A 25,553-nucleotide genomic window follows, 5' to 3' on the forward strand; every position below is an offset into this window, starting at 1 on the left:
TTCCTCCTCTCATTCATCATAAAAGTGGGAATCTATTTCTTTCACGGTGATTTTGTCGACCGTGGGAATTCCATCAGGCGGATTCGAGATGATTTCTTCCCCATAATCGATAATGAAACGAGATGTATTCATCGGAAGTTTCTTCTGACCTTTCTCAAACCATGTATCACCAACAAGGAAGTGTGTTCTTTCTCCTACCCCACTCTTTTTCGTATCGCCTTTCATGGCGTTGAGTGTAATGTTTTTACCATAAATTCCGCCTTTAATGACGAGGTTGGACCCAACGCCATACATATCAAGATTGCTATTGGTGTAAAAGAAAGCATTGATAGTTTTTAAGTTTTCATTGTCAGGACTAATATACAAGTTGTTGTTTGCTATGGTCAGTGGACCTTCACTTAGAATAATAAGCGTCCCCGACTTATTTTCTATCCCTTCAATCCGTCCACCATAACTAATATAAATCGCACTATTTGTATCAATATCCCCTTTAATGTTCAAGGAACCATCGACATAAACAGCACCATTTTCCAATGTCAGATCTTCAATGGTGGAATTATTTGTAAAGTAATCAGACCATACGCTATCAATACGATCTCCTACGTAGATAAAGCCATTTTCATCCACACTCAATTCGCCTGAAAGCTCCGCTTCGCCTTGGATATAGATTGACCCGTCTACCTCCAAATTCCCTTCTAATATTAGATTCCCACTCACAAAAAGATCTCCCTTGACTTTCAGTGAGCCTCGACTAGTAACCTTGAGGTCGGAATAATATTGGTCACATTCATCATCATCACATCTTTCGTATTCACTTAAGGAAATACCTCGATTAATCGTCACAGCGTTACTTACTTCCTTATCTCCAGTTACTGAGAATAGTCCACGGGCGTCTTTTAATGAGTGATTCTTTTTAGTGTTGATATAGGTTTCCACATCTATTTTATCCACTTGCACCGACTCTTCGATTAGTCTAGGAGATATGCTGAAGTATTGTTCGAGATTCTTTTCATCCGGTGTAAACTTAACGATGTTTTCCCCGGCGGACTTATAGTGAAAATCACCCATTACACGCAAGTCCCCATCAATACCAGCATAAGTGGAAGGCACCCAATACCTATTTCTTGATGTGTAATACCCATGATCATCAAGGTAAAGATTGCCACCGGCTTGAACGTCCCCTTTCAAATAAGAAGGGCCATTCAGCACCATGTTCCCCGGTGTTACAGCACTATATTGAAAGACATCAGCGATGGTAGAGACGGTTAAGGTGCGTACGAACTTCCGATCTGACCCTTCAACATCAACCTCAATATCCACTCTTTGTAAGTAGGCCCCGTCCACTCCATCTTTAATTAATTTAGTTTTAATTGTACCGCCTTCATCCAGGCTTTTTCTTGCATCATTCATAACCCTCGAAATTCTACTGATTACATCTTCTAACCTTAAGTACCCTTGCGCCAATTGATTGTTAATTTCATTTATTCCCTTTAATATCCTTGCATGAGCCTCTTGAACTCTCGCTTCCGCGTCGGCTTTTGACTCTATAAATTCCGTATTAGCCGTTGAGAACTGCTGAGAACCGATCGTATAGCTCATCAAACTCAACCCCAAGATACTGAATATGACAAACATTACTAGAACGGTAACCAAGACATATCCATCTTGTTTCATAAATAAATTTCTCATTCGTTACTCATTCCCTAAGCGGAAAATTTTTACAAGGCTGTAGGTTTCATCGGTGTTTTCTTTTAAAATTTCTAAATGAACGGTCAACTTACTGCCAACCTGTTCGAAAGTTGTATTAGATAAATCCATGTCATCAGCATTTTGTTGACTATTGTTAATCAGCAGATGACCATTTTGAATAGATATATCCGTCGTTTCTTCTATGTAAGTAAACGTGGCGTCTTGATCCATGTCGTCTAAACGTGATGATATTGCAGTAAATGCTTGAAAGGATTCTTGATCTTCTCCTTTTACGGCAATCTTATCTACATTGAGTAAATGTTCTTCTATACTCAACATGAGAATGTTTGCTTCTTTTCTTATCTCTGTTTTACTTGAGGACGTTTCAACAGCTCCTGTAACGAAATAAAAGGCATGGTAAGCAGCCACCATGACAATCATGGAGAGGCTCACGACCGCCAGTACTTCCACTAATGTCAGGCCCTTTTCATTCTTGAAGTTCATCGTTCTACATACCCTTCTAGTTGGGTTTCCTTATTGTTGGATGTAATCGTAACAATAACCTTAGTCAGGTAGGGACTTAAACTTTTCTCTTCAGGTTCTGTAACCTTCACATGCCCAGTGTATGGTTCAACGTTTTCAGCATCAGGTAACTCTAACAATTCAGGTATATTCACTCTTATTTCCCCTCTGCCTTTCTGAGCATCCAAATCTTCCAATGATTTAGATTGATAGGCTTTCAGCACTCCATCAGCAATTTCCATAGATGTAAAATCCTCATCAATCGTATTTGATTGTGTCATCGTATTCATAACAATTTGGGATGAAACAATGAACACGACGAGAAGCAAGGCCATCGCTACAATGACTTCCACGAGTGAAAAAGCTTTTTCTTCGCCAAAATGAGGCATCCGCCTTCTCCCCCAATTTACATCTTTTATCAAAATTATAACGCAAATCCAGGGCTTTGTCCTGTCAGAATTCGATAAATTCCTTACGAAACATACAAAAAAACTGTCCAATAAAAGTCATTGAACAGTTTGTACGATTTCATTAAAACTGGCTACACGGTCTCTCCCTCTTTGTTTTGCCCCTACATACATCGCCCGGTCTGCTTGACGGATCAAATCAACCGCTTCTTCGCAATGATCAGGGTAGGTAGCTACACCAATACTTGCTGTTACTGAGATGGAAATGGGTGTTGTTGATTCACGAATATGTTCATAGGCAATAAACGGTTTCTGTATAATACAGGCCCGAATCGAATGAGCAATGTCTAATGCCTCGTTGTTCTCGTAGCCGGGTAATAGAAGGACAAACTCTTCGCCTCCATATCTTGCGAGCGTTCCACGCCCCCTCACTACTTCCTGAAGTCTCTCCGCTAATGAAGCGAGCACTTCATTGCCACTTTCATGGCCAAAGGTATCGTTCACTCGTTTAAAATGATCGATATCTAATAGTATGAGTGAAATGGATTCTATTTTCTTTTGCTCTTGTCCTTCAAAGATATTCAATAGGTGATCCTCAAAATAATGATAATTATATAAACCCGTCAAGCCACAACGTTCACTTCTTTCTTTCGTTTTCTCATAATGTCTTGCATTATCAATCGCTACACCTAAATAGTTGCCAAGGATGTTCAAAATCATGAACTGAAACTGGAAGAAAGCACGTTTTTTTTTGGAGAAAATAGAAATAACTCCGACAATCTCTCCGTTACGCTCTACGGGTACGGACAAAACACTTTCTGCCTGTGTAGGTGTGTATTGATTTTCCAGGTGAGACCATTCTACTTTCTTTTTATAAAAAACACTTGCACCCTTCTTCCACGTATTTCCACTAATGCTCTGGCCCTTAGACAATTGAATAGTAGGAAAGTGAATGTTACCAGAACGATCGAAGAAACGGATCAGTTCCATGCGGTTTTTTGAAGTAATGTCATACACATAGATGTAATCAACGGGAAGGAGTTCACTTAAACGTTCGACAAAAATATCAAGAACTTCTTTCACTCCTAGCTTCCCTGTAAGTTCATGACCAATAATACTCGTTTTTCTTAAATATGTATTTACCCGATTGCTGTTATGGTAGAGCATCAACATCCCTGAAATGAACACGAATGGGATGCCAACAAAGAAAATGGCACTTATCCCAAATTCTGTATAGACTATGTAAAGGACAAACCCGATCGGCAGAACAAGACACGCCGTTAACAGATCCCATGCCAGACCTTTATCCAGCCATTTAATTTCTTTACGATAAAGAACATTGGCTACAAACTTAATAGAAAATTGGTTAAGGGCGATTTGTGATAGGGCATAACAGATGATTGGAAGGGCATCTCCACTATCATTGACAGCTGACGGGCCGTGTGTTCCTCCCAAGGCGTAATAGATCCCAGCTGATACTACTGAAATCATTAAAAACATAAACAAGTTGATAGGTAATCGGTAAAGATTGGTTCGACCAAGCCTCATCTTCCCCATCAGTGCCAATATGGCCACTTGGGAAACCATAAGCTCCACAAAAAGTCCATAATATAAAAAAACTGCAAATGCGATCCCCTGAGTGAAAAAGACAGGGTGATCTCCGATTTGCAGCGGGAATAACGCAACGATGGAAGCAAGGATGATAAATGCAGCAATATCGACCCAGTTCCCCTCAAAAACGGGTGATAACCTTGTGTATAAGTACACTAAACTTGCGGGCCAAATGGATGCCCACACAAACCAAACCGCATATTGCTTTTGCTTCGTCATCCCATCACCCCAACCTAAAGACCTACACTGATTTATGACCATTTATCCATAATAATATAAAGAATATCCCTATCCTATCATAAGTTTTCTTTACTTTCAAAATATTCCCTAATTAAGGAAATGAAATAAAGGGACCCTGTGATGAGCAATAAACCGTCTTCTCCTACAGATGAGGTTGCTTCACGAATTGCCTGTTTATAGTCTTCAACCGCGATGGTTTGATTAATCTCTGAATATTCCGCAAGTTCGTACCCTTGCAAAGCTCTTGGAAAATCAAACGTTGTCATGTAGGCTGTGTCGACGACCGCTTCCAGCTGTTTCAACATTTTCATAACGGGCTTATCCTCCAAAGCAGAATAGACAAGGACAATTTTCTTGTCAGGGTAATGACGTTCCACTGTATCTACTAGCGCACGTGTTCCTTCCTCATTATGCGCCCCATCTATTATCGTTAGGGGAGATTCATTCACTTTTTCAAACCTAGCAGGCCAACGAGTGGAAGCAATCCCTCTGCCATAAAGATTCCGTTCGATGTGCAGCCCGCTTTCTCTCAATAATTCTGCAGCTTGAATAGCTAATGAAGCATTCTCCACTTGGTGGGGGCCCTTCATCATACTCAAATAAGTTCCTGAACGGAACGTTTGATTGTAAAAAACAAACCATTCCCCTTCTTCAGTACTGGATTGATGAAAAACATCAAATTCTTTTCCGAGTTTGAAGACTTTCGACTCGCATTCCTTTGCTTTTTCGTTGACGACTCTCATCGCATCTTCCTGTTTGATCGCTGTCACAACTGGAATCCCCTGTTTAATAATCCCTGCTTTTTCTTGTGCAATTTCCTCTACTGTGGAACCAAGCACATTCATATGATCATGTCCAATGTTGGTGATAAGAGAAAGGATTGGTGTCAAGATGTTTGTCGAGTCAAACCTTCCCCCAAGCCCTGTTTCTATCACCACTATGTCAAGCTGAGCCTCTGAAAAATAAAGCATCGCCATCGCTGTAATGATTTCAAATTCAGTTGGTTCCCCTAATGGTGTCCGACGTAATTCTTCGGATAAGGGTTTAATTTTTACCACCAATTCAGCCAATTCTTCATCTTCTATCGCACGCCCATTGACACTGATCCGTTCGTTGAATGTCTCGATATAAGGCGAAGTGAACGTCCCGACAGACATCCCTTGCTCTTGGAGGATATGGCGCAGAAAAGAGAGTGTAGAACCTTTTCCATTCGTTCCAGCAATATGAACTGCCTTGAATTTCTTTTCCGGATGATCCAGTTTCTCCATCATCCACTCCATTCGCTTCAACCCTGGCTTCACTTTGAATTTCTCTCTAGAGTGAATCCAGTCAATTGCTTCTAAATACTCCATTTCTATTCCCTCACTTCAAAAAAACTCTGTTTCCTTCTTAGTTCCATATAAGCTCCCGATTGTGGAAGACTTAGTTTCAAGATGTTTAGGTGAGTTTAGGGGCTCCGGGAAACAGTTCTATTTCCATGGGGCGGGCGGTGAGCGAGTCATTCCCCGCAGCCCCCATCCACTCAACAAAAGTCTCGAAATCGAGTCTTCCACAATCAATCCTGCCATATAGTCTAATAACTAACCTTAAAACAAACATGGATTCGCTTACTATAATCTTTCAAAAAAGGAGAGTACTCCGTAGAATACCCTCCTTCTCGTTTATGCTTTTAACTCTTTGATCCGTGCTTCTACTTTCGCACGCTTATCAAGGTAGTCTGTTTCTTTTTTACGTTCTTCTTCAACTACATGTTCTGGGGCTTTACTTACGAAACCTTCATTGGAAAGTTTCTTTTGAACACGTGTGACTTCTTGATCCCATTTCTTCCATTCGTTCTCTAGGCGTTTGATTTCATCTTCAATATTGATCAAGCCTGCTAATGGAAGGTACAATTCCGCTCCAGTAATAACGGCTGACATCGCTTTTTCAGGTGCCTGCAAGTCTGTTGCAATTGTCAGTTCACTAGGATTACAGAACCTTTCTAAATAGTCACGGTTCTTCTCCAGTTCTTGAACGATGGCATCGTCTTTTGCCTGAATCATTAGTTGGATTTCCTTGGACATCGGTGTATCCACTTCTGAACGGATATTCCGGACTGAACGGATGATAGAGACCAGGCGATTCATCTCTTCCACAGCTTTTTCATTGTGGAAATCTTCCCTTACTACCGGCCATGATGCCTGTGTAATTGACTCTCCTTCATGAGGAAGGTGCTGCCAAATTTCTTCTGTGATGAAAGGCATAAATGGATGGAGCATACGCATCGTCTGATCAAGCGTGTACGCAAGAATGGAACGAGTCGTATGAATGCGTGCTTCGTCTTCTCCATACAATGGCAGTTTCGCCATTTCAATATACCAATCGCAGAAATCATCCCAGATAAAGTTGTAAAGGTGACGGCCGGCTTCACCGAATTCGTATTTATCGATATTTGTCGTCACTTGCTCAATCGTCTGGTTGAGACGAGTCAAAATCCATTGATCGGCTACTGATTTTTCACCTGTGATATCAATGTCTTCAAATTTCAAATCGCCCATGTTCATCAAGGCAAAACGGGAAGCGTTCCAAATCTTATTGGCGAAGTTCCACGTGGACTCAACTTTCTCCCAATGGAAGCGCAAGTCCTGCCCAGGAGATGAACCGGTGGATAAGAAATAACGGAGAGAATCGGCCCCGTATTTATCGATAACGTCCATCGGATCGACACCATTTCCAAGCGATTTACTCATCTTGCGTCCATCTGCATCACGAACAAGACCGTGAATTAGTACATCATTGAATGGGCGCTCGTTCGTAAACTCCAGGGATTGGAAGATCATGCGGCTGACCCAGAATCCAATGATGTCATAACCTGTAACGAGTACGTTGGTTGGGAAATAGCGTTTATAATCCTCACTGTTCTCATCAGGCCAGCCCATTGTGGAGAAAGGCCAGAGTGCGGAAGAGAACCATGTGTCCAGGACATCTTCATCCTGCTTCCAGTTTTCCAGATCTTTCGGCTCTTCTTTGCCAACATAAATTTCGCCAGTTTCTTTATGATACCAAGCCGGAATACGGTGGCCCCACCATAATTGTCTGGAAATACACCAATCTCTCGTGTTCTCCATCCAGTGTAGATAAGGCTTTTCAAATCGATCCGGAACAAACTGTACTTGATCGTCCCCTTTTTGCAAGTCGATGGAAGCATCAGCGAGTGGTTTCATATCAACGAACCATTGTGTAGATAAATAAGGTTCCACGACCGCTCCGCTTCGCTCAGAGTGACCAACCGAGTGCATGTGTTCTTCAATCTCGAATAGAACACCATCTTCCTGAAGATCTTTAACGATTTGTTTTCTACATTCAAAGCGATCCATGCCCTTGTATTTGCCAGCATTCTCATTCATTGACCCGTCTTCATTCATGACGAGAATTCGTGCTAGATTGTGACGGTTGCCAATTTCGAAGTCGTTAGGGTCGTGTGCTGGAGTGATTTTCACAGCACCTGAACCGAACTCCATATCGACATAATCATCAGCAACAATGTCAATTTCGCGACCGACAATCGGCAGAACCGCTTTTTTACCGATCAAGTGCTTGTAGCGCTCATCTTCCGGATGTACCGCGATCGCTGTATCTCCAAGCATCGTCTCAGGACGTGTGGTTGCAATTTCAATGGTTCCTTCTTCATCTTTTAATGGATAGCGCATATGATAAAAGGCGCCTTGCACATCTTTGTACTCCACTTCAATATCAGATAAAGCTGTTTGCGTGGCAGGATCCCAGTTGATGATGTATTCTCCCCGGTAGATCAGACCTTTCTCATAAAGGGTTACAAAAACTTCTTTAACCGCCTGAGATAGACCTTCATCAAGAGTGAAACGCTCACGAGAATAATCAAGACCCAAGCCCAGCTTTTCCCATTGGGCACGGATGAACTTCGCATATTCATGCTTCCATTCCCATGATTTTTCAAGGAATTTTTCACGGCCGAGATCGTGGCGGGAAATTCCCTCTTCACGGAGCTTTGCGTCCACTTTGGCTTGTGTAGCAATCCCCGCGTGGTCCATCCCCGGAAGCCAAAGCACATCAAATCCCTGCATTCGCTTCACACGTGTCAGGATGTCTTGCAATGTCGTATCCCACGCATGACCTAGGTGCAGTTTACCGGTCACGTTCGGAGGTGGAATGACAATTGTATAAGGTTCCTTGTTTTTATCTCCTGTTGCTTCAAAAAATTTACCATCTACCCAGTACTGATAACGGTCCTTCTCAACGGCTGCCGGATCGTACTTTGTAGGCATTGAAAGATCTTTTTGATCCATTCGATCTTCCTCCTTTTATTCTCTTTATAAAAAATAAAAAACCCTTTCATCCTAGAAAAGGACGAAAGGGTTTCATTTCCGTGGTACCACCTTTAATTTACAGGAAGTTTATCCTGTACACTCAAATAAAAATAACGGCTTCTAACCGGCTTCTCCTAATCATCGTTCAAAGAAGCTGCATCAAGGGCGACTTCCATCAACAGGGTTCCTGGAAAACTCTCACCAACTGTTTTCCTCTCTGAAGGAATTGTTCATGTACTCTTCCCTATCTAAGCATTTCACGTATAAAGACTATACTACATATTGTATATAAAAAAGAGGCATTTAGTCAACTACGTCAAAGAAAAAGGCGAAAACCCCTGAGCGAATCGCCCAGGAGCCTTTATCCTCCATGGAAATGAGGTGCTCTTTATGAGTCGTTTGTATCGTTACCGCCTGCCTCCTTGGTGCAGAACTTGGTTGTTTGTTATTGAAAAATCATTGCTGCCCATTGTAATCTTCCAGGCACTACGTACCATCATCTTCCCGACTACATTCGATATCTTCCTTCTCGGATTGGTCCTCGGTTTGTTTTTTGCTTTTAAATATAAATGGATTTAGTTCGGAATATACACAATCTGCCCAGGGGAAACATCATCTTTGTAATCATTGACACGTTCTAACTGTTTTAAAGAGACTTCATACTTCTCCGCAATCGATGACAACGATTCTTCTTCCTGGGCAATATACATTTTCATTTGCGTGTACGTGTCTTCTCTGTTCGGGAACAAATGCTTAAAGATTTGTTTGATCCCATCCATACCCCCAGGTGCCTGAGCACTTTCTTGATCGGACTCCTCACTGCTCGACTCTTCTATACTGACTTCGCCCCAATCCTCACTATCATAGGAAGGCTCCTCCTGTTTGAACTGGGTATTTTCTTGTGCGTGACCGAAAAACTCAGGAAAACTTTGTGACTTCTTATAAAACCAGCGTCCATCTTCCTCTTCTTCCACATGCTCACTTTCATCACTATCATCAATGCGGAAAACAGGGGCTTCCCGTTCCGGAAAGACAGGGGATTCTTTAGGACTATGCGCTTGGAAATTGACGGGTCCAACTGTTGCTGATTCATCGAACCCCGGTTCATTCGATGCTCCTTGTTGTTTTTCTTCCAGCCCGTTAATATTCACATGGGCATGAAGACGAAGTTGACGGTTGGCTGGAAGCTCATAATCAAAACTTTCGATGTCGATGAGTACATCTTCTAAATTCGATACTCTTTCTAATGGTACCGTGATCTCCACCGGAAATGAGTGGTTGAATGTATGAACACCTTCTTCCGATGGTTCGACTTTATCCATGGTTCTCACAGAAGGTGCAAGGGGACTCTCATCCTGAGCATCCTGACTTCCTGTAGGAATGTATTCACCTGCAAGGTCGACCGTCCCTTTCAGTCGGACCTCATCTCCAAGCTCTTCTATAGTAATTTCAGGTTCCAATGATATACCGATTAACTCGCGAACTCCCTGTCCTTCCTTAAACCATATCGATTCATCTAAATAAAAGGAAAATACATTTTGTTTGTTTTGCAAAGTTCGGTCCCCTCCCTAAGGTAATAAACACTTTCCTCTATTATCACCTTATGCGAGACTTAGAGTAATATACATAACGAAAGCGCATGGGGAACCCCCATGCGCTTTCATTTGAATTACCGTTTTATTTTTGAAAAGACTTTATCCGCTGCTTGGATCGTTTTCTCAATATCTTCATCTGTATGTTTGACAGATAAGAAGAGCCCTTCAAATTGAGAAGGAGGGAGATACACACCTTCTTCAATCATCCCCTGGAAATAGTGCGTAAATAAATCCAAGTCCGATTGGTTGGCTGTTTCAAAATTGGTGACCGGTTCGTTTGTAAAGAAGAAACCAACCATGGAACCAGCACGGTTGACCGTCAGTGGAATGTTATATTTTTCCGCAGCTTGTTCGTATCCTTCAATTAAGCGATCCACTTTTTTGTTAATGGAAGCATAAGCTTCTTCTGTCATGGCCGAAATGGTTTCAAAACCTGCTGTCATCGCAAGCGGATTTCCAGAGAGTGTACCCGCTTGATAAATGTCGCCGACAGGAGCCACACGTTCCATGATTTCCCGTTTTCCACCGTAGGCTCCTACAGGAAGACCGCCTCCGATCACTTTCCCAAGGCAGGTCATGTCAGGAGTCACATCAAAGTGTCCTTGAGCACTGTAGTATCCCACGCGAAAACCAGTCATCACTTCATCAAAGATCAGTACTGTGCCATTGTCTTCTGTCATCTTCCTTAACTCTTGCAAGAAACCTTCGTTTGGCGGGACGACACCCATGTTGCCGGAGACAGGTTCAATAATGACTGCCGCTAAATCGTCACCGAACTCTTCAAAAACATATCGGACGCTTTCTAAGTCATTATACGGGACTGTAATTGTATTTTGTGCAATGGATTCCGGCACACCAGGGGAGTCTGGGAGACCGAGAGTGGCTACACCTGATCCTGCTTTAATGAGTAAAGAGTCTCCATGTCCATGATAATTGCCTTCGAATTTCAAGATTTTGTCCCGACCAGTGTAGCCTCTGGCCACACGAAGGGCACTCATCGTCGCTTCTGTACCTGAGTTCACCATGCGGAGCATTTCAATAGACGGCACCCGTTCTTTCACAAGGGAAGCCAGTTCGTTTTCCATTTCTGTAGGAGCACCAAAGCTTGTCCCGTTCGCCGTTGCTTTGGTTAAGGCTTCTGTCACTTTCTCATCGGCATGGCCCAAAATTAATGGTCCAAAGCTTAAGACATAATCGATGTACTCATTGCCATCGAGGTCATAAAGTTTAGAGCCTACACCTTTTTCCATAAAAATCGGATCCATCTGGACCGATTTAAATGCACGTACAGGTGAGTTTACTCCACCCGGCATTAAATCTACGGCTTTTGAGTAAGCTTGTTTTGAACGATCAAATGTTTTCATAAAACGACACCCTTTCTGTCCACGTTATTGGTTTAACCAACGTGCTGCATCTTTAGCGAAGTAAGTAATAATAAGGTCGGCGCCTGCTCGTTTCATAGAGGTCAGCTTTTCTAGAACGATCTCTTCTTCATTAACCCAGCCGTTTTGCGCAGCAGCTTTGATCATAGAGTATTCACCACTAACATTGTAAGCGACCAGTGGCAACCGGAAACGATCCTTCACTTCACGCATGATATCAAGGTAGGCGAGAGCCGGTTTTACAATCAAGAAGTCCGCCCCTTCCTCTACATCTGATTCCGCCTCCCTTAATGCTTCCAGACGGTTAGCTGGATCCATCTGATAAGCACGACGGTCACCGAATTGAGGAGAACTGTGAGCTGCATCGCGGAATGGACCATAAAAAGAAGAAGCATATTTAACAGCGTAAGACATGACAGGAATCTGACTGAAGCCTGCTTCATCAAGTCCCTGGCGAATAGCTGCTACAAAACCATCCATCATGTTCGACGGTGCAATGATATCGGCACCTGCTTCCGCCTGAGAAACAGCTGTTTTCGTAATGTAAGTTAGAGACTCGTCATTGGCTATATCTCCATCCCGGACAATTCCACAATGCCCATGATCAGTGTATTGACAAAGACACGTATCTGCAATAACAGTTAGAGTAGGGAAATTTTCTTTGATTTGACGGATGGCCCGTTGAACAATCCCCTCTTCGTGATAGGCTTGACTACCCACATCGTCTTTTTCTGCTGGAACACCAAAGACAATGACCGATTTAATATCCAAGCTGACCAGCTCGTCCATTTCCTCATTCAAGTGATCAAGAGAGACTTGATGTACGCCTGGCATCGAGGCGACTGGATTTTTAATATCTTCCCCTTCTACAACAAAGATCGGGTAGATCAAATCATCTTTTCGAAGATGCGTCTCTCTCACTAGCGCTCTCATGGAATCTGTGCGGCGCAAGCGGCGGTGTCGTTTGAACTGCAAATCTTTCATATTTATCTTTTCCCTTCGTTAGAAAAATAGTAAGCCATTTGTTTTAGCATATAAGTAATCGTGTATTGTTCAGGAACATGGACGTTGGTAAACCCACATTTCTCTGCTTCTTTTGCCGTCGTTGGACCGATACAAAAGCAAGGCAGGTCTTTCCCTCGACTCTCCACCATAGACACAAAAGCACGGACCGTTGACGGGCTTGTAAAAGTTAATGCATCAAGCGTTTGTTCCTGAATCCACGTAAGGAGTTCAGGCTTTTTTTCTTCCAATAGTAGCGTATCATATACGGTCATGGAATGGAAAAATACACCCTTTGCGTCAAACATACGGGGAAGAGAGTCCCTTGAACGATTACCTCTTATGTACAAAATGGGGCCAGGTTGTGGGTGACAGGCAAGAAACTCTTTTCCCATTGAAGACGCATGGTATTTTGAAGGGAGGAAATCAGCTGTAACTCCAAAACCGTTTAAACGTTTTTCCGTTTTTGATCCGATAATCGCAAATTTCAAGGATGGTGGGACTGCGACTCTATATTTTTTCAGAAGTTCGAAAAAAAACTTCACGCCATTCGCGCTTGTGATAAACACCCAGGAATAGTCGTGAAGTCGTTTTACAATCTCTTGATGAGATTCAGAATCATTCAATTGGAAGGTAAGAAGGGGAGCATGAAAGACATCTCCACCTTCTGCTTCTATTTTTTCAATGAATGAGCGCGCTTGGGACTTTCCTCTCGTAACGAGAATTCTCTTCCCTTGCAATGGCTGCATTACTGGTCATACTCCTCTTTAGCACGATCGACGATTTCCTGTGCTCCTTGGGCCTTCAAACGATCAGCCGCTTCTTTCCCTACTTCAACCGGGTCTGTTCCAGAAACCGTTTCATGCAGGATGGTCTTTCCATCAGGTGTTCCGACAAGCGCTGTCAGGACGATTTCCTCGCCTTTACGATACGCATACCCACCAATAGGCACTTGGCAGCCACCATTTAAATCATGAAGAAACTTCCGCTCAGCAGTAACCGTTGTTTCGGTGTACTCATGATTTAACTTCTTAAGAAAATCGCGTAATTCTGAATCGTTCTCACGGCATTGTATCGCAAGCGCTCCCTGTCCAACAGCCGGAACACAAACATCAGGTTCCAGATATTCGGTGACGACATCATCATCCCACCCCATCCGTTTTAAACCGGCAGCTGCGAGAACAATCGCATCGTAGTCTTCTTCCTTACACTTGCGGATACGTGTGTCAATATTTCCACGGATCCATTTGATTTCCACATCTGGTCGAACCGCCTTGATTTGAGAACCTCGTCTCAAACTGCTCGTCCCAACGATGGCTCCAGCAGGAAGGTCTTTAAGAGCAACATTACCGTTCGACACAAAAGCATCGCGGTGATCCTCGCGAATGGGAACAGCTGCAACCATTAAGCCTTCTGCCACTACAGCAGGCATGTCCTTCATACTATGAACAGCCATATCGATTTCTCCATCGTACATGGCCTGTTCGATCTCTTTAATAAAGAGCCCTTTTCCCCCAACTTTAGAAAGGGTGACGTCCAGGATTTGATCACCTTTCGTTGATATTCGCTTGATTTCAAACTCATAGGATGGATCGATTTCTTTCAACTGTTCGATCACCCATTCCGTTTGTGTAATCGCTAATTTACTTTTGCGTGACCCGATGACGATTTTTCTCAAAACACTTCCTCCTCGATACTAAAAATGAAAGTTGGATAATGAACCAAATAAGAAAAAGTTAATTAATAGAAACAGAAACGCTCCCGCATTGAATATGGCAATCGCACGTCCTTGATACCCTTTGATAATCCTAAGTATCAAATAAATGATATATACGACTAACACGAGCAGTGATCCAAGCGTTTTGGAATCGTACCAATAAAATGCAGCCGTAGAGACGTATCCCCATACAACACCAAGGATGATCGCAATCAACAACAGAGGAACCCCTAATATGATGGATACATAAGAAAAATGATCCAGCTTTGTTAAATCTCCAAGGCGGAATAGCTTTGCATCCCATTTCTTCTTTTTCAATAAACGATATTGCAATAGATACATCACAGAAAAAATAAACGATAAGGTAAAGAACCCGTAGGATATGATCGCTAAACTAACATGGATGACAAGCAGCTCATTGACGAGAGCCACACCCCTATTCTCTAGAACATTTTGAGCCCTCGTAGAAATATGAATGATCATGATCAAAAAACCGACCACATTTGTGAAGAACACAAGAAAATCCACTTTAAACAGTCTGTTAATAATGAGGGAAAACGTCACTAGAATCCACGAATAAAAATAGAGACCATCATAAACCGTCATGATTGGAAAATCGGTATTAATAAACACCTGAGAAAGCAAAAAGAATGTTTGCAAAACCCAAACCATACTAAGTAACCAGAAGGCAGCAATGTTCGCCTTCCGGTTATTTTGTACAAAGTCGATGAAGTATCCAATAATACTCAATCCATATAGAAAAAGGATAAGTTCGTAAACCCATTTTAATTCAAGCATTTCACTTCCACCTTATGAATGGGCTACAGGGCTGACCATGGAGATGGAATCACTGGCCTCTGTATCGTTCTCCACCTTGTTCTTTTTTTCTTGTTCTTCCGCCTCTTTCTTCACCTGCTCTTCAATTCCAAAGATTTGAGTGAATAAACGCAGGGTTTCCTCTGCATCCGGCTGAGCTGCCATTTCCTTCGCCTGAGAGATCGGTTCTTTTAACATTTGGTTAATGATACTCTTTGTGTGTTTACTTAACACTTTCCGTTCACGATCAGTCAATTCCGGCATTTTTCTTTCGATACTCTTCATCGTTTCTGCCTGGATGTCCAAAGCTTTCGACCGAAGAGCTGAAATCACAGGAACTACGCCTATTGTCTGTAACCATTGTTTAAACTCGACTATTTCCGCTTCAATCATCACTTCAATTTCTTTTGCTGCTTGTTTACGGAGTGCAAGATTGGCATCTACAATCCCTTGCAAATCATCAATGTCATACAGGAAGACACTCTCCAGGGATTCCATAGCCGGGTCGAGATCTCGTGGAACAGCGATGTCTACAAAGAAAAGAGGTTTTCCTTTTCGCTTTTTATGAATAGGTTCCATCTTTTCCTTCGTGATGACATAATCTGTTGCACCTGTTGAGCTGATTACGATATCAGCATCTTCCAACACACCTTCAAGCTCGTCCATGGTGTGAGGATGACCGTTAAATTGACCTGCTACATTTTGAGCTTTTGCTAGTGTACGATTCACGACCGAAACTTTTCTTACGCCAGAACCATGAAGGTTCTTGGCAGCTAATTCGCCCATTTTCCCTGCACCTAAAATGACAATATGCTTGTGGACAAGATCACCAAAAATCTTTTTAGCAAGTTCTACAGCCGCGTAGCTTACAGATACAGCGTTTTCACCGATCTCCGTCTCTTTATGGCCTTTTTTCGCCATAGTTATCGCTTGACGGAACAACTGATTGAAGATCGTCCCTGTTGTCCCAGCTTCCTGTGCCTGCAAGAAAGATTGCTTCATCTGCCCGAGAATCTGAGTTTCGCCAAGCACCATAGAATCCAGACCTGCCGAAACGCGCAGCAGGTGCTCAACCGCTCCGTCGGTTTCGTAAATTGAAAGAAAAGGAGAAAACTCCTCTTTTTCAATCTCAAACCAATCCGATAGAAACTGTTTAATATAATAGCGACCTGTGTGAATTTGATCCACGACCGCATAGATTTCCGTTCGGTTGCATGTAGAAATAATCACATTTTCCAAAACACTCTTTTGTTTATTAAGGCGCTGCATGGCATTTGTCAGCTCTTCCTCGGAAAATGTAAGCTTCTCGCGAATTTCCACAGGGGCTGTTCTGTAATTAAGACCGATAGCTAAAATGTGCATTTCATCTACCCCCATTAAACGTTCAAGACTTATCACATATCCATTATTATAGCACAAAATCAGGTCGATTTTTCGTTAGAAATATGAACAGATTTTGAATCCCTTATGATAGGATAAAATTAGATGGAATTGAAAATAATAACGACTTTTTTAGAAGAACTCTAAATTATAATCCGATTGTAATATACCAAAACCTACTCATAATCGCAAGGATCCGACATTTATGTACAACAGAAAAGGATGTGATCATGTTGAATAAACAAAATTCACTTATAGGACTGTTATTCATCGGGTTAGGCGCATACTACTTCCTTCATCATCTCAATATTCCCGAATTGAGCCCATTCTACTCATGGCACACGCTAGTAATATTCATAGGGGTGGCCTTTTTATTACATAGCTATTGGGCGAAAGATCACTCATCCTTGTTCACAGGTGTGATATTGGCTGGATTCGGTTTTCATTTCTTAGCCGTCAACTATGTACCTTTTTGGCGCGATCACTGGGGAATGTACCTGATTATTGTTGGGGTTGCTTTTCTATTGCACTATAGAAAAACTAAAAATGGACTGTTTCCTGCTCTGATCTTACTTGGAGTCGGCTTTTTTGCGATATTTGCGCCAACCAATCCAACTTGGTTTCAATGGATTCAGGGCGCTTTTCAATTGATCGAACGTTTCTGGCCACTCGTCCTGATCGCTTTTGGCTTTTATCTATTAAAAAAGAAATAACCAATCCTAAACTAAAGCTCCCTTTAGTGGAAGACTCAGTTTCGAGATGTTCCGGGGGTTCGTTTGCCAAAGTCCGCGTCAGGGGTGGTTGGGAAGCAACTCGCTTTCCTGTGGGGGAGTGGCGAGCTTCCTCGGGCTAATGCCCTGCGGGATCTCGCCGATCTCCTTTCTCCCACGGGAGTCTCGCAGCTTCCCAACCACCCCTTTCATAGTAAGGAGAAACGAACCCCTACCTAGGGGAAGTGTCTCCCATTTCCCCTACTAAGGTTGGCATAAAGCGCTCTGTATCAAGCTTATAAATTCTGAATGCCTGCTATGGAGAGGTTATATGATCCACTTTCCTCAGTCATTCAAGCTGATTGTTCCAGAAGTGATTTCGAGAACCTTACATGGCAAAGGGGCGGAGGGAAATAGCTCGCTTTCCGCGGGAGCGCGGGGAGCACACACCGCGCATGCTTAAAGGCAGCCTTGTCTGGTTGAAATAAAGATTCACAATTCCTGGGCAGGGAAACGACGATTTGCAGTGTTTTGGAACAGTCAGTAGAAAGACACACACGTTCGTGTCTCCATTCGGTTTTCATGCGGACGTTTCCCAGACCCTGTTTCCTCGCTCTAATTCGTGCAGAACTCTTGGTTTAAACAACTCTATAACGGCTTGGGTGAGCAGATCTTCATGACAGAACTCGTCAGGTTGCTGTAAAAGGGAATTTTCGAGAACATTATTATAGCAAAGGGGCGGAGGGAAACGGTGAGACTCCTGTGGGAAGTGCGTGGTAGATGAGACCCCGCAGAGCGTTAGCTCGAGGAGGCTCATCACTCGCCCACGGAAAGCGAACCTTTTCCCGGAGCCCCTAACTCCCTCGAAAATCTCGAAATTAAGTCTTATAAAAACCTGCCATTTTCTTTAATAAAGAATAAATAAAACACCAAACCCCCAGAGGCAGCCTCTGGGGGTTGTGTATTATAAGATGGAGCTTAGGAACGCTTGGGTTCGTTCTTCTTGTGGATTTTCGAATAAGTCTTTCGGAGCTCCTGACTCGACGATTTTTCCGTCATGCATATAAACGACACGGTCAGCAACTTCTCTCGCAAAGCCCATTTCGTGGGTGACAACGACCATTGTCATTCCTTCCTTGGCAAGGTCTTTCATAGTCGCAAGAACCTCACCAACAAGTTCTGGGTCAAGCGCAGATGTCGGCTCATCAAACAGCATGATCTCAGGTTTCATAGCAAGGGCTCTAGCGATGGCAACCCTTTGTTTTTGTCCCCCTGAAAGTCTGGATGGGTAATCATTTGCTTTATCTCCGAGGCCAACCTTTTCCAAGAGTTCCTGACCTTCTTTCTTGGCCTGACTCTTAGAAATTCCTTTGACTTGGGTGGGAGCTTCGATGACGTTACCTAAAACCGTCATATGCGGAAACAGATTAAAGTGTTGGAACACCATCCCTACTTGCTGACGAACTTTGTTAAGGTTATCTTTTTTAGGATCAATTTCTTCCCCTTTAATAAAAAGCTCCCCACTGTTTTTCATCTCTAGAAAATTCAAACAGCGGAGCATGGTACTTTTCCCTGAGCCGCTTGCCCCGATCAGTACAACAACTTCACTTTCTTCTACATGGAAATCTATATCCTTCAGTACATGAAGGTCCCCAAACGATTTATTTAATTTATTGACTCGAATCATTTGCTCTGACAATTGTGTTTCCTCCTCTGTTAGTCACTCACAGCCATTTTCTTCTCAATTGCACTGACAACAAGCGTCAGAATAAATACGAGAATCAAATACCATACAGCACTTACGAGCAACCATGTCATATAGTCGAATGTGTTTGCCCCTTGTGTGGTGGCAACAGCGAATATTTCGGATACACCGATGAATGCAGCTAACGATGAATCCTTCAAACCAATGATAAACTGATTCCCAAGTGGAGGCAATGCACGTCTAAAGGCTTGTGGCAAAATGACACGTCTCATCGTCAACGCACCGCTCATTCCAAGTGAACGCCCAGCTTCTGTTTGACCTTTACCGATGGACTGGATAGAACCCCTGAATATTTCTGCAATATAGGCGCCATTGTGGAAAGCAAGTCCAAGAGCCACGGACCAGAAGCCACTGATCATCCAAACTTCTGTCAATCCATAGTAGAACACGAATATTTGAACAATCAGAGGGGTTCCCCTAACCACATAAATATAAATATAAGCAAGCCATTCCAACGGTTTAATTTTGGATATTTTCATAAAAGCAAACAGTAATCCGATGACGATCGCAATTAAAATCGAGACCGCCGTAAGGGCTAGAGTCATTTGTGCCGCTTCAAAAAACATGCCTCGACTTTCAATCAGTGCTGTCCAAAAGTTAGCAGAATACAAATACAATTCACTTCAACTCCTCTTTAATGTCAAAAAGAGTACGCTCGTTGCGCACTCTTCTTAACTTCGGTCTTTAACTGAAAATCGAGCGGTTACTCTGGTAGAGTTGTAATGTCTTCACCAAAGTATTCTTTACTAATTTCAGCAAGTGTTCCATTCTCACGAAGTGTTTCTAGAGCTGCGTTGATTTCTTCAAGTAGGGCTTCGTTTTCTTTTGCAACCGCGACTGCCTGTTCACTACGCTCAATCATTTCTTTCGCTTCGATTTCAAGACCTTCACCTGAAGCTTCTTTACCAGTCAGGAAATCTGTGATTACCGCGTCATGGCGACCTTTGGACAGGGATTGCAAAGCGACAACATCACTATCATAAGTTTTGATATTCTCTGTCACTTCTTCTGCATACTTGCTGTATGTCGAACCTTTCGAAATAGCAATTTCCATTCCTTCCAAATCTTCTAGAGATTCAACATCACTATCCGATCTAGTGAAAATTTGTGCTCCTGAGTAATAGTATGGAGTAGAAAAATCTACCTCCTGTTGTCTTTCCTCTGTAATCGTGTGACTAGCTACTGCCGCATCAAAACGGCCTGTCTTCACACCTTCAACGATACTTGCGAATTTCTGCTTTTGAGGGTTTGGTTCTAGTCCCAACTCCTCGGCAACAGCATTCGCAACGTCAATATCAAAACCTGTCATTTCACCGCTTGCATCTGTCATGCTAAACGGTCGGAATTCACCAGAAGCAGCAAACGTGAACTTCCCATCTTCTACTAGATCATAAGCTGTTTCTTCTGAAGAATCACTTGAATCACTTTCATTTGTATCCCCTGAAGTTTCACCCTCATCGTCACTTCCGCCGCAGGCAGCGAGCGCAAAGACCATCAAAAGGCTCAGGGAAATCATCAATAAATATTTTCTCATAACCAAAATTCTCCCCTTCATCAATTTGTCATTTCTCTGTAATAATAGCAACACTTTAAATTATATCTATTTATCAAACAATTCCCAAAATTAAACATAGTCCAAAAAATCCCGAATTTTGCTATTGAGAAGCTTGGCCTACTAAATGCCATGATTTTCGCATAAATGCATGAATTTGCTTTGAAATAATATAATTTTGCATGAATATACATTTCTAACGACAAAAAACCACCCCTCTAAAATAGAGAAGTGGTGTCATCATTATAGATTCAAGTGGGAAAGCATCGTCTTCCATGCCACGTCCTTGCCTTCGCCCGTTTCTGATGAAAAAGGAATCAACGCATCTTCCTCTTCCATTTCCAAAACTTCATGAATCATTTTCAGTTGTTTCTGCCGCTGGCCCTTTTTAATTTTATCAAGCTTTGTTGCAATGACCATGACAGGCAGCTCAAAGTGTTTTAAATAATCATACATCAATTGATCATCTTCTGTTGGCTTATGACGGATGTCGATGATTAATGCTGTTGCTTTTAATTGATCACGCTCAGCAAAATATTCCTCCATCATAGCTCCCCACTTCGCGCGTTCTTTTTTAGAAACTTTTGCATATCCATAACCGGGAACATCGACGAAGTGGAATCTGTCATTAATGATATAAAAGTTTAGTGTTTGCGTTTTACCGGGCTTCGAAGAAGTCCTCGCTAAATTTTTTCGTTGAATCATCCGATTGATAAATGATGATTTACCAACATTCGATCTTCCTGCCAGTGCAATTTCAGGAATCGGTGCTTTTGGGTACTGCTTTTTGCTCGCCGCACTGATGACGATGTCTGCAGAGTTAACTTTCATGTACTGCCTCCGTTAATGCTTGTTCTAAAACTTCATCCAAATGCTTTACAGGGACAAAATTCAAACCTTCCTTAATACTGTCTGGGATATCCTCTAAATCTTTTTCATTTTCATCAGGTATGATGATTTTTGTTAATCCTGCACGGTGAGCGCTCAATGATTTTTCCTTCAAACCACCAATCGGCAATACGCGTCCCCGTAAAGTGATTTCCCCCGTCATCCCCACTTCTTTACGGACGGGGCGCCCTGTCAATGCTGATACGAGGGCAGTAGCCATAGTTATACCGGCTGAAGGACCATCTTTTGGTGTTGCCCCTTCAGGAACGTGAATATGGATATCGTTCTTTTCCAGAAACTCTGGATCAATGTTCAGTTCGTTCGCCCTTGAACGAATATAGCTGAAAGCTGCTTGTGCAGACTCTTTCATCACATCACCGAGTTTTCCTGTTAATGTAAGGTTCCCTTTACCAGGGTAGATTGAAACTTCAATCGATAGAGTATCTCCACCTGCTGTCGTATAAGCCAGACCGGTTGCTGCTCCAATTTGATCTTCCAATTCAGCCCGGCCATATCGGAACTTCGGGCGTCCAAGAAGCTCTTCCAGTTGCTTTTCCGTCACAACGACACGTTGTTTTTCACCAGAAACGATGATTTTCGCAGCCTTCCTGCATAGGCTCGCTAATTCACGCTCAAGACCCCGAACTCCCGCTTCTCTCGTGTACCGACGGATCAACTTCAAGAGCGCGTCATCGCGTAACTGCAACTGTCCTTTCTTCAAGCCATTCTCCTTCACTTGTTTAGGAAGCAGATGCTCTTTAGATATATGGACTTTCTCAACTTCTGTATAGCCGGCAATAGTGATGATCTCCATTCGATCACGCAACGGTCCTGGGATGTTCGAAATGTTATTAGCTGTGGCGACAAACATGACTTTCGATAGGTCATAGTTCTCTTCAATGAAGTGATCACTGAACGTTCCGTTTTGTTCTGGATCGAGCACTTCCAGCATAGCGGAGGAAGGATCTCCTCTGAAATCACTCGCCATTTTATCAATTTCATCAAGTAAAAATACTGGGTTCACAGTCTCTGCGCGTTTCATGCCCTGGATGATACGTCCCGGCATAGCCCCGATATAAGTCCTACGATGTCCCCGGATTTCGGCTTCATCACGGATTCCACCTAAAGAGATTCTTACAAATTTACGGTTGATGGAACGTGCAATGGACTTAGCAAGTGAAGTCTTTCCAACTCCTGGTGGTCCAGCCAGACACAAGATGGGTCCTTTTATGGTTTGAGTCAGCTTCTGAACCGCTAAATATTCGAGCACGCGCTCTTTGACCTTCTCCAAACCATAATGGTCTTCGTCCAAAATCTTCTCGGCACGGTTTACATCAAGATTGTCTTCTGTCTCATTGGACCAGGGCAAAGCCACAAGCCACTCGATGTAATTTCGGATAACTGAACTTTCCGCTGAGCTTTGTGGAACTTTTTCGTACCTTCCAAGCTCTTTATAAGCGACTTCCTCTACTCGTTCAGGCATTTGAGCCTGCTCAATTTTTTCTTTAAGCTGAGCCACTTCACCTGATTTCCCATCTTTATCGCCAAGTTCATTTTGGATCGCTTTCATTTGTTCACGCAAATAGTATTCCTTTTGCGTTTTTTCCATGGATTTCTTAACCCTTTTGCCGATCTTTTGCTCGATTTGCAAAACTTCACGTTCATTACCGATCATATCGACAAGTTTTTGAAGTCGCTCTTTCACATTCGCTGTTTCTAAAATCGACTGCTTTTCTTTTAATTTTACCGGCAAATGGGAGGCAATCATGTCGGCCATATGACTCGGTTCATCAATGTCCGCCACGGTATTAAAGGTTTCCTGACTTACTTTTTTAGACACTTTTACGAACTTCTCAAATTGGTCCATCAGCGTCCGCATGAGGGCTTCTTCCTCATTTTCTCCTACATGCTCATCCTCAATTTTTGAAAAATTCGCATGATAAAAGTCCTCATCATCCACTAATCGCTCTACCCGGGCTCTATATAAACCCTCCACTAGAACACGATTGGTGCCGTTGGGCAATTTAACCATTTGTTTAACCCTGGCAATGGTTCCAACCTCATAAAGATCATCTTTCGATGGTTCATCAATATTTACTTCTTTTTGTGACACGAGAAAAATTTCATTGTCATCCATCATGGATTGCTCTAACGCTTGCACCGACTTTTCACGACCAACGTCCAAGTGAAGGACCATGGAAGGGTACACGAGCAATCCTCTGAGAGGAAGTAGAGGTATCTTTGTACTTTGTTTATCCGTCATTTCTTGCACCTCCGATTATTGCAACTACGTATTTTTATCATATATAAATGTACTTGGAAAGTAAACGAAACGGCACCAAATCATCCCAACACCGAAATCCCCTAACCATTGACTGTAAAGGGGTTCGCTCCTAATACTTTATTATGAACAGAAACCAACCTTTCATGCTTATGTAGCAACCTGTCCGCTTTTATTAAAGCAATAATACAGAAGCCGTGCTACATCAACATCGTAGCACGGCTTCTTAAATATTATTCCTTAAGGTTTACGCACTCTCTTTAGGAGATTGTTTATTATCATCTTCAACAGTACCGTCTGTTAAAACGAGCTTAGGACGCCCATTCTTAGCAGTGACTGTCTCTTTCGTAATGATACATTTCTCAATGTCATCACGTGAAGGAAGTTCATACATGACATCCAGCATGATCCCTTCGATGATCGAGCGAAGTCCACGAGCCCCTGTCTTACGTTCTATAGCTAGACGTGCGATTTCACGAAGCGCATCTTCTTCCATCTCCAATTCGACATGGTCGATTTGGAAAAGTTTCTGATATTGCTTCACAAGTGCATTTTTCGGTTTTGTAAGAATTTCCACAAGCGCATCTTCATCCAGCTGCTCGAGGCTGCCGATGACTGGAAGACGGCCGATGAATTCTGGAATCAATCCATAGCTCAACAAGTCTTCAGGAAGCACTTTTGTCAGCAATTCTTTCTTCTCTGCTTCATCTGCTGCTTGTTCAGAACCGAAGCCAATCACTTTTCGTCCTAGGCGACGTTTAATGATTTGGTCGATGCCATCGAAAGCTCCTCCAACGATAAACAACACATTTGTTGTATCGATTTGGATGAATTCTTGATGAGGATGTTTACGACCACCTTGTGGAGGTACACTCGCTTGAGTACCCTCAAGAATTTTTAGAAGCGCTTGCTGCACTCCCTCACCAGACACATCTCTCGTAATGGATGGATTTTCTGATTTACGGGCAACTTTATCAATCTCATCGATATAGATGATTCCTTTTTCAGCTTTTTCAACATCATAATCTGCTGCTTGAATCAACTTCAAAAGAATGTTTTCAACATCTTCACCTACATAACCCGCTTCTGTTAAGGAAGTAGCATCTGCAATGGCAAATGGTACATTCAGAATACGTGCCAGTGTTTGAGCAAGTAGTGTCTTACCGCTACCTGTAGGTCCGAGCATGAGGATGTTACTTTTCGCAAGTTCGACATCATCATTTTTCACACCTGCATTGATACGCTTATAATGGTTGTAAACGGCTACTGACAAGTTCTTTTTAGCTTGATCCTGGCCGATGACATAATCGCTGAGAATTTCGCGGATTTCTTGAGGCTTCGGTACCTCTTTGAATTCCACTTCTTCTTCATTACCCAGTTCTTCTTCAACGATTTCCGTACAAAGTTCAATACATTCATCACATATATATACGCCAGGTCCTGCAACGAGCTTACGGACTTGTTCCTGACTTTTACCGCAGAAAGAACATTTCAACTGTCCTTTTTCATCGTTAAATTTAAACATACGTTTCACCCCTTATTATAATGACGCAATCGTTGCGACTGAAGTTTCATGATACGACGCTACGTTTCCACTTCACTTCTTTTGCCCATCATATCAGATTCACTTCAAACAAAAAAGCAATACCTATTCAGAGGTGTGCGCAACTT

Annotated in this window: 21 protein-coding genes and 1 other annotated feature; of the genes, 2 read left to right on the top strand and 19 right to left on the bottom strand. The window is 42.6% G+C overall.

The features are described from left to right. Positions 1-9: 9 nt before the first annotated feature. The 6 genes from ACXACN_RS09190 to ACXACN_RS09215 form a co-directional block, all read right to left on the bottom strand. Positions 10-1,674, bottom strand: a complete 1,665-nt coding sequence (locus ACXACN_RS09190; RefSeq protein ID WP_474963933.1) for a hypothetical protein — start codon at positions 1,672-1,674, stop codon at positions 10-12. Between the two features lie 18 nt (positions 1,675-1,692). Next, positions 1,693-2,193, bottom strand: coding sequence for a PulJ/GspJ family protein (locus ACXACN_RS09195; protein ID WP_474963934.1), 501 nt, complete (start codon positions 2,191-2,193; stop codon positions 1,693-1,695). Next, positions 2,190-2,600 (bottom strand): prepilin-type N-terminal cleavage/methylation domain-containing protein, encoded by a 411-nt coding sequence (locus ACXACN_RS09200; RefSeq protein ID WP_474963935.1) that lies wholly within the window; start codon positions 2,598-2,600, stop codon positions 2,190-2,192. The genes ACXACN_RS09195 and ACXACN_RS09200 overlap by 4 nt, the downstream gene beginning before the upstream one ends. Positions 2,601-2,717: 117 nt before the next feature. After that, positions 2,718-4,448 carry a diguanylate cyclase gene (locus ACXACN_RS09205; RefSeq protein WP_474963936.1) on the bottom strand — a complete coding sequence of 577 codons (1,731 nt, stop codon included), beginning with the start codon at positions 4,446-4,448 and terminating at the stop codon, positions 2,718-2,720. Between the two features lie 77 nt (positions 4,449-4,525). Then, positions 4,526-5,821 (bottom strand): bifunctional folylpolyglutamate synthase/dihydrofolate synthase, encoded by a 1,296-nt coding sequence (locus tag ACXACN_RS09210; protein WP_474963938.1) that lies wholly within the window; start codon positions 5,819-5,821, stop codon positions 4,526-4,528. Positions 5,822-6,130: 309 nt separating this feature from the next. Next, a complete protein-coding gene (locus ACXACN_RS09215; protein WP_474963939.1) occupies positions 6,131-8,773 on the bottom strand; it encodes a valine--tRNA ligase in 2,643 nt (880 codons plus the stop codon). Positions 8,774-8,827: 54 nt separating this feature from the next. Continuing rightward, positions 8,828-9,054, bottom strand: a binding site (T-box leader). A gap of 130 nt (positions 9,055-9,184) precedes the next feature. Here ACXACN_RS09215 and ACXACN_RS09220 point away from each other — a divergent pair. Then, entirely contained in the window at positions 9,185-9,373 is a 189-nt protein-coding gene (locus ACXACN_RS09220) for a hypothetical protein (protein ID WP_474963940.1), read from the top strand. Here ACXACN_RS09220 and ACXACN_RS09225 read toward each other — a convergent pair. From ACXACN_RS09225 to hemA, 7 genes are all read right to left on the bottom strand, one after another. Then, the gene (locus tag ACXACN_RS09225; RefSeq protein ID WP_474963942.1) at positions 9,370-10,347 is read right to left on the bottom strand and encodes a LysM peptidoglycan-binding domain-containing protein; all 978 of its coding nucleotides are present in this window, start codon (positions 10,345-10,347) and stop codon (positions 9,370-9,372) included. The two genes, ACXACN_RS09220 and ACXACN_RS09225, sit on opposite strands and share 4 nt — an antisense overlap. 116 nt (positions 10,348-10,463) lie before the next feature. Next, complete coding sequence (gene hemL, locus ACXACN_RS09230) at positions 10,464-11,753, bottom strand: glutamate-1-semialdehyde 2,1-aminomutase (RefSeq protein ID WP_474963943.1); 1,290 nt, start codon at positions 11,751-11,753, stop codon at positions 10,464-10,466. A 24-nt stretch (positions 11,754-11,777) separates the two neighbouring features. Further along, positions 11,778-12,755: a porphobilinogen synthase gene (gene hemB / locus ACXACN_RS09235; protein ID WP_474963944.1), complete on the bottom strand. Its 978-nt coding sequence runs from the start codon at positions 12,753-12,755 to the stop codon at positions 11,778-11,780. Positions 12,756-12,757: 2 nt separating this feature from the next. Then, positions 12,758-13,522 carry a uroporphyrinogen-III synthase gene (locus ACXACN_RS09240; protein ID WP_474963946.1) on the bottom strand — a complete coding sequence of 255 codons (765 nt, stop codon included), beginning with the start codon at positions 13,520-13,522 and terminating at the stop codon, positions 12,758-12,760. Beyond that, a complete protein-coding gene (gene hemC / locus ACXACN_RS09245) occupies positions 13,522-14,451 on the bottom strand; it encodes a hydroxymethylbilane synthase (protein ID WP_474963947.1) in 930 nt (309 codons plus the stop codon). Before hemC ends, ACXACN_RS09240 begins: the two co-directional genes overlap by 1 nt. Before the next feature lie 18 nt (positions 14,452-14,469). Next, positions 14,470-15,288 (bottom strand): cytochrome c biogenesis protein, encoded by an 819-nt coding sequence (locus tag ACXACN_RS09250; RefSeq protein ID WP_474963948.1) that lies wholly within the window; start codon positions 15,286-15,288, stop codon positions 14,470-14,472. A 12-nt stretch (positions 15,289-15,300) separates the two neighbouring features. Continuing rightward, positions 15,301-16,668: a glutamyl-tRNA reductase gene (gene hemA, locus ACXACN_RS09255; RefSeq protein WP_474963950.1), complete on the bottom strand. Its 1,368-nt coding sequence runs from the start codon at positions 16,666-16,668 to the stop codon at positions 15,301-15,303. A 248-nt stretch (positions 16,669-16,916) separates the two neighbouring features. On the opposite strand from hemA, the gene ACXACN_RS09260 reads away from it, so the two are divergent. Next, positions 16,917-17,399, top strand: coding sequence for a LiaI-LiaF-like domain-containing protein (locus ACXACN_RS09260; protein WP_474963951.1), 483 nt, complete (start codon positions 16,917-16,919; stop codon positions 17,397-17,399). Between the two features lie 961 nt (positions 17,400-18,360). Here the strand turns inward: ACXACN_RS09260 and ACXACN_RS09265 are convergent. From ACXACN_RS09265 to clpX, 6 genes are all read right to left on the bottom strand, one after another. Continuing rightward, positions 18,361-19,083, bottom strand: a complete 723-nt coding sequence (locus tag ACXACN_RS09265) for an amino acid ABC transporter ATP-binding protein (protein WP_474966837.1) — start codon at positions 19,081-19,083, stop codon at positions 18,361-18,363. A gap of 29 nt (positions 19,084-19,112) precedes the next feature. Further along, positions 19,113-19,727 carry an amino acid ABC transporter permease gene (locus tag ACXACN_RS09270; RefSeq protein WP_474966838.1) on the bottom strand — a complete coding sequence of 205 codons (615 nt, stop codon included), beginning with the start codon at positions 19,725-19,727 and terminating at the stop codon, positions 19,113-19,115. Positions 19,728-19,864: 137 nt separating this feature from the next. Beyond that, positions 19,865-20,695 (bottom strand): transporter substrate-binding domain-containing protein, encoded by an 831-nt coding sequence (locus tag ACXACN_RS09275; RefSeq protein ID WP_474963952.1) that lies wholly within the window; start codon positions 20,693-20,695, stop codon positions 19,865-19,867. Positions 20,696-20,956: 261 nt separating this feature from the next. Further along, complete coding sequence (yihA, locus tag ACXACN_RS09280; protein WP_474963954.1) at positions 20,957-21,544, bottom strand: ribosome biogenesis GTP-binding protein YihA/YsxC; 588 nt, start codon at positions 21,542-21,544, stop codon at positions 20,957-20,959. Further along, positions 21,534-23,864: an endopeptidase La gene (lon, locus tag ACXACN_RS09285; protein WP_474963955.1), complete on the bottom strand. Its 2,331-nt coding sequence runs from the start codon at positions 23,862-23,864 to the stop codon at positions 21,534-21,536. Before lon ends, yihA begins: the two co-directional genes overlap by 11 nt. 265 nt (positions 23,865-24,129) lie before the next feature. After that, positions 24,130-25,407: an ATP-dependent protease ATP-binding subunit ClpX gene (gene clpX, locus ACXACN_RS09290; RefSeq protein WP_160915501.1), complete on the bottom strand. Its 1,278-nt coding sequence runs from the start codon at positions 25,405-25,407 to the stop codon at positions 24,130-24,132. Between the last annotated feature and the right edge of the window lie 146 nt (positions 25,408-25,553).

The organism is Halobacillus sp. AWM4_238 (genome assembly GCF_056158265.1).